Below are 8,242 nucleotides of genomic sequence, written 5' to 3'. Positions count from 1 at the left end.
ATCGCTACCCAAAACGCTTCCGGCGCTACCGCCCTGCCCATACCGGCTACCTCTCACACGAGGCCTGTTGCGTCGACCGATTGAGGCTGCCCCTACCCTTGGAGTCCTCCCCGCGAATTTCGCCCGCTGTCAGCATGGTTGTGAGACAGGTGCTGGTGGTGAGTGCGGGGGATGGAGTAGTGATGAGTGAACCGCAGTCATGGACGACGCCGGGCGGGCGGAACTGTTACACCCTGGCGTTCAAGGTGCAGTTTTTGCAGGACTGGGACCGCTGTGTCGAGTACGGGTCGAAGGCGCGGATGTTGCGTGAGCGTGGGGTGTCCGACCGCACGGTACGCGACTGGTTGGGCGCGCGGGCACGCGGCGATTTCGAGGCGGCGATGGTGGCCGAGGCAACGAAGAAAGGGAAGGCGAAGCGGGTGGATAGCCGAGATCGTGCCGAGTTGGCGCGGCTGCGGACCGAGAACGAGCGATTGAAGACCAAGGTCGCTCAGGCCGAAGCTGCCCAGGAGGTGCTGGGAAAAGCATTCGAGCTCTTGGAGGGGATCACCAAGAGCTCGACGGACCCGCAGACCGAGATCCCAGCAGCGTTGATGAGCGCCGAGCAGTACCGCCAATGGCTGCAGCGACAAGGGCTGTCCTGATCGAGACGGTGACCGCGTTGGCCGTGGCGGGTATGGCGGTGACGGTGGCGTGTGTGTTGGTCGGGGTGCCGCGGGCGTCGTATTACCGGGTGGTCAAGGGGTACCGCCACTATGTGCCGGTGGCCCACCCACAACCTCAGGCCGAGCGGGTGCAGCCGGCCGCGTTGAGTGCCGCCGAACGCCACCAGGTGGTCGACGTCTTGTCGATGCCCGAGTTCACCGATCTGTCGGTGCACCAAACTTATTGGCGTGCTTTCGATTCCGGGTTGATCACGTGTAGTGAGAGGACGTTCTACCGGGTGGCGAAGACGGCGAAACTCGTCGGTGATCGCCGGCGCCGTAAACGGTCGGGACCGGGCACCCGCGCGACCCCGCGGATGCAGGCGAGCGGTCCGGGCCAGTTGTGGTCCTGGGATGCCACCGAGCTGCGGGGCATCGGCCGGCAGCGGTTCAAGCTGCTGTTGGTGATCGATGTGTTCTCCCGGTTCCCGGTGGCCTGGAAGATCGTGCCCGAGGAAAACAAGAAGGCGGCGATCGCGATGTTCAAAGATGCGTTCACCCGCTACGGGCCACCCACGATGTTGCACGCCGACAACGGGGCGGTCATGCGCTCACACGACCTGCTCGACGCTCTCGAGGAAGCCGGGGTGATCGCGTCGTTCTCGAGGCCGCGGGTCAGTGATGACAACCCGTTCTCCGAGTCGCTGTTCAAGACCGTCAAATACGACCTGAACTGCCCCGAGCGCTTCGAGGACATCGATCACGCCCGGGAGTGGACCGCGGGTTTCCTGGGCCGCTACGCCTACGAGCACCGCCACAGCGGGCTGGGCTGCTACACCCCTGCCTCGGTGTTCGACGGCACCTTCGTCGAGGTCCAAGCACGCCGCCAGGCCCTCCTGGACCAGGCCCACGCCGCCCACCCCGAACGCTTCCGGCAACCACCGAAAGCATCCGTGGTCCCCGCGATCGTCGGGATCAACCACAAACCACACAAACCGAGAAAAGACCCAATCAAGGACCTGTCTCAGGCAGGTTGACAAATTCCGATTTTCTGGGGGACGACTCCGAACCTCGCGGAAGAAACTTCTTCCCCTAGTTTTGGTGGGACGGCCGCCGCGAAGCCTCCGCATACCCCAGTTCTGGAGGCCGACAGCAGTACTCTTCGGATCAGTCAGGCCGCGTAGCCGGGCGGCAGGAAGTTGAAGAAGTCTCGGGTGACGCCGACCGCATTGTTCGAATCGCCGCCGCGCACAACGAGTGTGGCGAAGGCGAGGTCGCCTCGGTAGCCCGCGAACCACGCGTGCGAACCACCGTTGAACTCGGCCTCACCGGTCTTGCCGAAGATGGCACCCAGTCCGTCGATGGTGGTCGCGGTGCCGCTGGTGACCACGGCCCGCATCATCGGCCGCAACTGAGTGACAACGCCGGGCGCGAGTCTCGCTGTGGGCCCTGAGACGGCAGTCGGCTTGCCGAGGATCAGTTGCGGCACAGGAGCTTTGCCGTTGTTGGCCACGGTCGCGGCAACCAGCGACAGCCCGAGCGGGCTCACCAGTACCCTTCCCTGACCGAAGCCGTCTTCGCTGCGCGCGACGGTCTCGGTGGCGATGGGTACCGATCCGGAGACCGCGTCGAGGCCGGCGATCGAGTACTGCGGTCCGACGCCCATCGCCGCCGCGGTGTGCGCGAGATCCGACGGACCCATCTGGCTGGCCAGTTTCGCGAAAGTGGTGTTGCAGGACTGCGCGAACGCGGTCAGCATCGGGACGGTGCCCAGCGAGAACGCGTCGTAGTTGGGGATCAGCCGAGGACCGATCTGGATCTCACCCGGGCACGGCACCATGGTGTCCGGGTGCGCGATGTTCCGACTGATCGCTGCGGCGGCGGTCACCATCTTGAAGGTCGAACCCGGCGGATACAGGCCGGTGGTGGCGATCGGCCCATGGCGGTCGGCGGCGGGGTTCTGCGCGACCGCCAGAATCCGCCCGGTCGACGGCTGAACGACCACCATGGCGATCTGAAAGTTGTTGGTGGCGTTGACCGCCCGCTGCGCCGCATTCTGCACCTGACGGGACAGGCTCAGCGACACCGCCGGCGCGGCCTGCGGGGCGTGATCGGCGAGGATGTCGGCGTCGAGCCCGTTCGGATTGACCGTCGCGACACGCCAGCCGACGCGACCGTCGACCTCGCCGTCGACCACGCGCTTGACCTGCGAGAGCAGGGCCGGGGCGAACCGCGGATCGCGTGCCACCAGTTCGGCCTGCTCGTTGTGTCCGACCCCCGGGATCGCGAGCCGGTCGCGCAGGCGATCGAAGTTCCGGCGGCTGAGCCGGAGAATCGGGTACGGCCCGTTTTCGGCGGTCGACTCCTCGGCGATGACCTGTGCCGACAGCGTCCGGTCGAACGGGCGCAGCACGTCGACGAGGCGGGTGACCGAATCGGCGACCGACCCCTGCTCAGCCGCTTCATGGGCGTCGAAGGTGACGCCGATGACCGTTCCGTTGACCATCACCTCCGAGCCGTCGGACTCGTTGACGGTGGCCCGCGGCGCTTCGGTGATACTCAACGAAAGACGTTGGTCGGCACCGAGACCCGGATGGATGTTGGTGGACACCCACCGCACTCCCCAACCGTTGTCGGACCGTCCGAGCCGCACCATCGCCCGATAACCCCAGTCGCGGCTGCGGGGCAGGTGCCATTGATAGTCGACGGCGACGTCGGCGGTGTCACCGGTGATGTCGACCTTGCCCGCCTTTGCGTCCATGGACTGCGCGGCCAGACCGGACCAGGCGCTGTTCATGGCGTTCTGGGCGATCTGCGGATTGTCGGTGAGCGCTGCCGCCGCGACGATGTCGCGGGCGCTGAACGCGGTCAGGAACCGTTCGGCCGCTCGACGGGGTCCGTCGTCTTCATCGGTTGCGCAACCGGCGATTCCGAGCACGACGAGGGCACACACCACCAGACTCGCCGCCTGGATTCCACGTCGTCGCCACTGCCACATCAAGAGGTGAGTTTATGGCCGCCGCGTCGGCTTGACGGAGTGCCACGCCCGGGCAACACCAGTTCAGTCGACGAGAATGGTGGCAAAGGTGCCGACATCAACGAAACCCACCCGCGCATAGGCGGCGCGCGCTGCGACGTTGAAGCTGTTCACGTAAAGGCTCGGCGTTCGGCCGTGCGAGATCACGGCCTCGGCAACCGACGCCGTCCCCGCGATACCCAGTCCCTCACCACGGCGATCCGGAGCGACCCATACGCCCTGGATCTGACCTACCCGCCGCGACAGCGATCCGATCTCCGCCTTGAAGACAACCCGCCCGTCGTCGAAGCGGGCGAACACCCGCTGCGCGTTGACCAGCGACGCCAGCCTCCGGCGGTACGAGCGGCCACCGTCGCCGGCGGTCGGGTCCACGCCGACCTCGCCGATGAACATGTCGATCGCGGCCGGCAGGTAGGCGTCGAGATCGTCCATGGTGACCAGCCGAACACCCGGATCCGAACGCACCGCAGGCGGTCCCGGCAGCGCGAGCAGCGGCTGCGTCGCGCGCACCTCGCGTGCGGGACCCCACGCCAGCTCGAGTTGTTCCCACATCGGCATGACCAATTCCGCGCGCCCGACCACCGACGAGCAGACGCGCGGCGCCGCGATCGCGCGGTCGGCGAAGTAATCGAGGTCGTCGGGCGAACCGATCAGCGGAATGAGGTTGGCACCGGAGAAGCACAGGGACGTGACGGGGTCGGCGGCCGACCACATCTCACCACCGAGCAATCGCGGGGTGATCCCGTGTACCTCGAATCGGGCGGCGACCATGCACATCGCGACCGGATCGGTGGCCAGCACCTGCTCGACGACGGGTGCGTCACGCGCACCGAGCGGCCGGTCGCCCAGAAGCTTCAGCACGGCCGATCCTCCCGTCATCGCTCTTGTGGCCGGTTGTCCGTCTAGGAGACGGTCACCACCGGTCCTCCGACCTGCGTACCGTCTCCAGTTTCTCCCGATTCCTCGGCAATTCGCAGCGCTTCTTCGATCAAGGTCTCGACGATATCGGCTTCCGGGACCGTTTTGATGACCTCACCCTTGACGAAGATCTGTCCCTTGCCGTTGCCAGAGGCCACGCCCAGGTCGGCCTCGCGGGCCTCGCCCGGTCCGTTGACCACGCATCCCATCACGGCCACGCGCAGCGGCACCTCCATGCCCTCGAGGCCCGCGGTCACGGCGTCGGCGAGCTTGTAGACGTCGACCTGCGCCCGCCCGCACGATGGACAGGACACGATCTCGAGCTTGCGTGGCCGCAGGTTGAGCGACTGGAGGATCTGGTCGCCGACCTTGATCTCCTCGGCCGGCGGCGCCGACAGCGAGACGCGGATGGTGTCGCCGATGCCCTGGCTGAGCAGAGCACCGAAGGCGACGGCCGATTTGATGGTGCCCTGGAAGGCGGGACCGGCCTCGGTGACGCCGAGGTGCAACGGATAGTCACACTGCGCCGCGAGCTGCCGATACGCCTCGACCATGATGACCGGGTCGTTGTGTTTCACCGAGATCTTGATGTCCCCGAAGCCGTGTTCCTCGAACAGGCCGGCTTCCCACAGCGCCGACTCCACCAGCGCCTCGGGTGTGGCCTTGCCGTACTTCTGCATGAGTCGCTTGTCCAGCGAGCCGGCATTGACCCCGATGCGAATGGGAATCCCCGCTTCGCCCGCGGCCTTGGCGACCTCCTTGACCCGGCCGTCGAACTCCTTGATGTTTCCGGGATTGACCCGCACCGCGGCACAGCCCGCGTCGATCGCGGCAAAGATGTATTTCGGCTGGAAGTGGATGTCGGCGATCACCGGGATCTTCGACTTCTTCGCGATGATCGGCAGTGCGTCGGCGTCCTCTTGACGCGGGCAGGCCACGCGCACGATGTCGCAGCCCGACGCGGTCAGTTGCGCGATCTGTTGCAGGGTGGCGTTGATGTCGTGGGTCTTGGTGGTCGTCATCGACTGCACCGAGATCGGATGGTCGCTGCCGACGCCCACCGTTCCGACCTGGATCTGCCGGGTTCGGCGACGCGGCGCGAGGACCGGGGGCGGACCCGCCGGCATGCCGAGCCCGATCGGTATCGCGGAGTCTGTGGACGCGTTCATCGTCGTATCACCTCAGGAGCCGGTTGTCGTCGCGGTGTCGGTGATCTCGGGCCGGGAGATCACCACGGATTGATGGGGTTGATGATGTCGGCGGTCAGGGTCAGCACCATGAAACCGCCCATGACGATCACCACGGCGTAGGTGATCGGCATCAGCTTGAAGTAGTCGACCGGCCCGCCGGGTGCACGGCCGAACCACCGCCGGACGGTGTTGCGCCCCTTCTCGTAGCCGACGATCGCCATGTGTCCGCCGTCGAGCGGAAGCAACGGGATGAGGTTGAACATGCCGAGGAAGAAGTTGATGGAGATCAGGAGAATCCAGAACATGTCCCAGAGTCCGCGTTCGACGGCCTGACCGCCGAGGACGGACGCCCCGTACACGCTCACCGGGGTGTCCAACGAACGCTCGCCGCCGGTGACCGCGGTCCAGAGCGCGCCGATCTTGGTCGGCAGGCTCAGCAACGCGTCCCAGGTCGCGCGGAACAGGTCGCCGGTGAACACCAGCGCGCCCGGCACGATGGTCAGCGCGTTGTAGTCCTTGACGGCCGGCGGGGCGTCGTAGGCGATGCCGACCATGTTGTAGGTCTGGGTCTCGACACTTCCGTCGGATCTGGTGGCGGTGACCGTGACCGGCTGCGGCGTCATCGTCGCGTCGAACTGCCGACCATCGCGTTCGACGGTGAGCACGATGGGACCGGTGCTCTCCCGGATGACGGGCGTCAGGTCTGCGGCCTTGTCGACGGGCGTGCCGTTGACGGCGACGATCTCGTCGCCGGGAAGCAATCCGGCCGCGGCGGCGGGTCCGGCGCCGGCACAGGGCGACTGCGTCTGCTTGTTGTCCTTGATCTCGATCGACGATGACACACAGTTGGTTTCGGCGACCCGCGCCGGCGTGGGAGGCGGACTGAGATCGGGCAGACCGAAACTCAGCCCGACGATGATGATCAGTACAAAACCGAGCAGGAAGTTCTGGGCCGGGCCGGCGAAGAGGACGACCAGACGCTTCCACGCCTTCTGCTTGTACATCGCCCGATCGCGTTCGTCGGCGGTGAGTTCCTCATGCGGAGTCATGCCGGCGATGTCGCAGAACCCACCGAACGGCAGTGCCTTGAAGCCGTACTCGGTCTCGCCGCGGCGGGTCGACCACAGCGTGGGACCGAAGCCGACGAAGTAGCGCCGGACCTTCATGCCCGTCGCCTGAGCCGCCCACATGTGGCCGCACTCGTGCCAGGCGACCGACAGCAGCAGTGTCACCGCGAACAGGATGACACCGATTGCGAAACTCACGTACCCACTCCATCCGGGCCCACCGTGTGTGGACCGCTTCCGACCAGGACCGCCGCGCGATCACGGGCCCACTGATCGGCTGCAAAGACCTCTTCCACACTACCCGGCGCCGATGACCACTGATCGGCCTCGGAGAGCACCTGCGCCACGATGTCGACGATGCGCGGAAACCGGATCGCACCGTCGAAGAACCCGGCGGCCGCGGCCTCGTTCGCGGCGTTGAACACCGCGGTCATGCTGCCGCCGCGAGTGCCGGCGGCGCGTGCCAGCTCTATGGCCGGGAACACCTCGTCGTCGACCGGCTCGAACGTCCATTGCGAGGCGGTCGAGAAGTCGCACGCCGACGACGACCCGGGCACCCGGTCGGGCCATCCGAGGGCGAGCGCGATCGGCAGTTTCATCGAGGGCGGCGACGCCTTCGCGATGGTCGCGCCGTCGACGAAGGTCACCATCGAATGGACGATCGACTGGGGATGCACCGTCACGTCGATGTGGTCGTAGTCCACGCCAAACAGCAGGTGGGCCTCGATGACCTCGAGCGCCTTGTTCACCAGCGTCGCCGAGTTCAGGGTGATCATCGGGCCCATCGACCACGTCGGGTGGCGGCCCGCCTGTTCCGGGGTGGCATCCTCGAGCTGCGCACGCGTCCAGCCCCGGAACGGGCCGCCCGACGCGGTCAGGACCAGGCGGTCGACCTCGGCGGCGGTACCCGCACGCAGGCACTGGGCGATCGCCGAGTGTTCGGAATCCACCGGCACGATCTGTCCCGGAGCCGCAGCGTCGAGCACCAGCGAGCCACCCGCGACCAGGGACTCCTTGTTCGCCAGTGCCAGGCGCGCCCCGGTGGCCAGTGCAGCAAGACTCGGCGCCAGGCCGATCGACCCGACCACCGCGTTGAGAATCACATCGGCCTCGGTCGAATCGATCAGCTCACACATGGCATCGGGGCCGGCCGCAACCGGCCCGCCGAGCCGGTCGGCGAGGTGCCCGGCAGCATCCTTGTCGGCCACGGCCAGTCGGGCGGGCGGGATCGAGAACTCGGCGGCCTGCTCGGCCAGCGCATCGAGGTTGGCTCCGCCGGCACCGAGGCCGACGACCTCGAAGCGGTCGGGATGTTCGCGGATCACCTCCAGCGCCTGCACACCGATCGAACCGGTCGAACCGAGAATGAGCACACGCGTAGGCACC

The 8,242-nt window shown here is 66.8% G+C and carries 7 protein-coding genes; 2 read left to right on the top strand and 5 right to left on the bottom strand.

Annotated elements, in window-relative coordinates:
• The first annotated feature begins 182 nt into the window (after window positions 1-182).
• Both ACWDTF_RS15190 and ACWDTF_RS15185 read left to right on the top strand, forming a co-directional pair.
• A complete protein-coding gene (locus tag ACWDTF_RS15190; protein ID WP_433256729.1) occupies window positions 183-644 on the top strand; it encodes a hypothetical protein in 462 nt (153 codons plus the stop codon).
• Window positions 617-1,681, top strand: a complete 1,065-nt coding sequence (locus ACWDTF_RS15185) for a transposase (protein WP_449754601.1) — start codon at window positions 617-619, stop codon at window positions 1,679-1,681. Before ACWDTF_RS15190 ends, ACWDTF_RS15185 begins: the two co-directional genes overlap by 28 nt.
• Before the next feature lie 134 nt (window positions 1,682-1,815).
• Here the strand turns inward: ACWDTF_RS15185 and ACWDTF_RS15180 are convergent, their stop codons facing one another.
• From ACWDTF_RS15180 to dxr, 5 genes are all read right to left on the bottom strand, one after another.
• Window positions 1,816-3,642, bottom strand: coding sequence for a penicillin-binding transpeptidase domain-containing protein (locus ACWDTF_RS15180; RefSeq protein WP_449754604.1), 1,827 nt, complete (start codon window positions 3,640-3,642; stop codon window positions 1,816-1,818).
• 63 nt (window positions 3,643-3,705) lie between these two features.
• Window positions 3,706-4,542 carry a GNAT family N-acetyltransferase gene (locus ACWDTF_RS15175; RefSeq protein ID WP_240856890.1) on the bottom strand — a complete coding sequence of 279 codons (837 nt, stop codon included), beginning with the start codon at window positions 4,540-4,542 and terminating at the stop codon, window positions 3,706-3,708.
• 41 nt (window positions 4,543-4,583) lie between these two features.
• On the bottom strand, window positions 4,584-5,768 hold the full coding sequence (gene ispG / locus ACWDTF_RS15170; protein WP_240856889.1) for a flavodoxin-dependent (E)-4-hydroxy-3-methylbut-2-enyl-diphosphate synthase: 1,185 nt from the start codon (window positions 5,766-5,768) through the stop codon (window positions 4,584-4,586).
• A 59-nt stretch (window positions 5,769-5,827) separates the two neighbouring features.
• The gene (locus ACWDTF_RS15165) at window positions 5,828-7,054 is read right to left on the bottom strand and encodes a M50 family metallopeptidase (RefSeq protein WP_240856888.1); all 1,227 of its coding nucleotides are present in this window, start codon (window positions 7,052-7,054) and stop codon (window positions 5,828-5,830) included.
• Window positions 7,051-8,241, bottom strand: a complete 1,191-nt coding sequence (dxr, locus tag ACWDTF_RS15160; protein ID WP_449754600.1) for a 1-deoxy-D-xylulose-5-phosphate reductoisomerase — start codon at window positions 8,239-8,241, stop codon at window positions 7,051-7,053. Before dxr ends, ACWDTF_RS15165 begins: the two co-directional genes overlap by 4 nt.
• Between the last annotated feature and the right edge of the window lies 1 nt (window position 8,242).

The organism is Gordonia sp. NPDC003422 (assembly GCF_053588675.1).
This window is presented reverse-complemented; position numbering and strand designations above follow the sequence as displayed.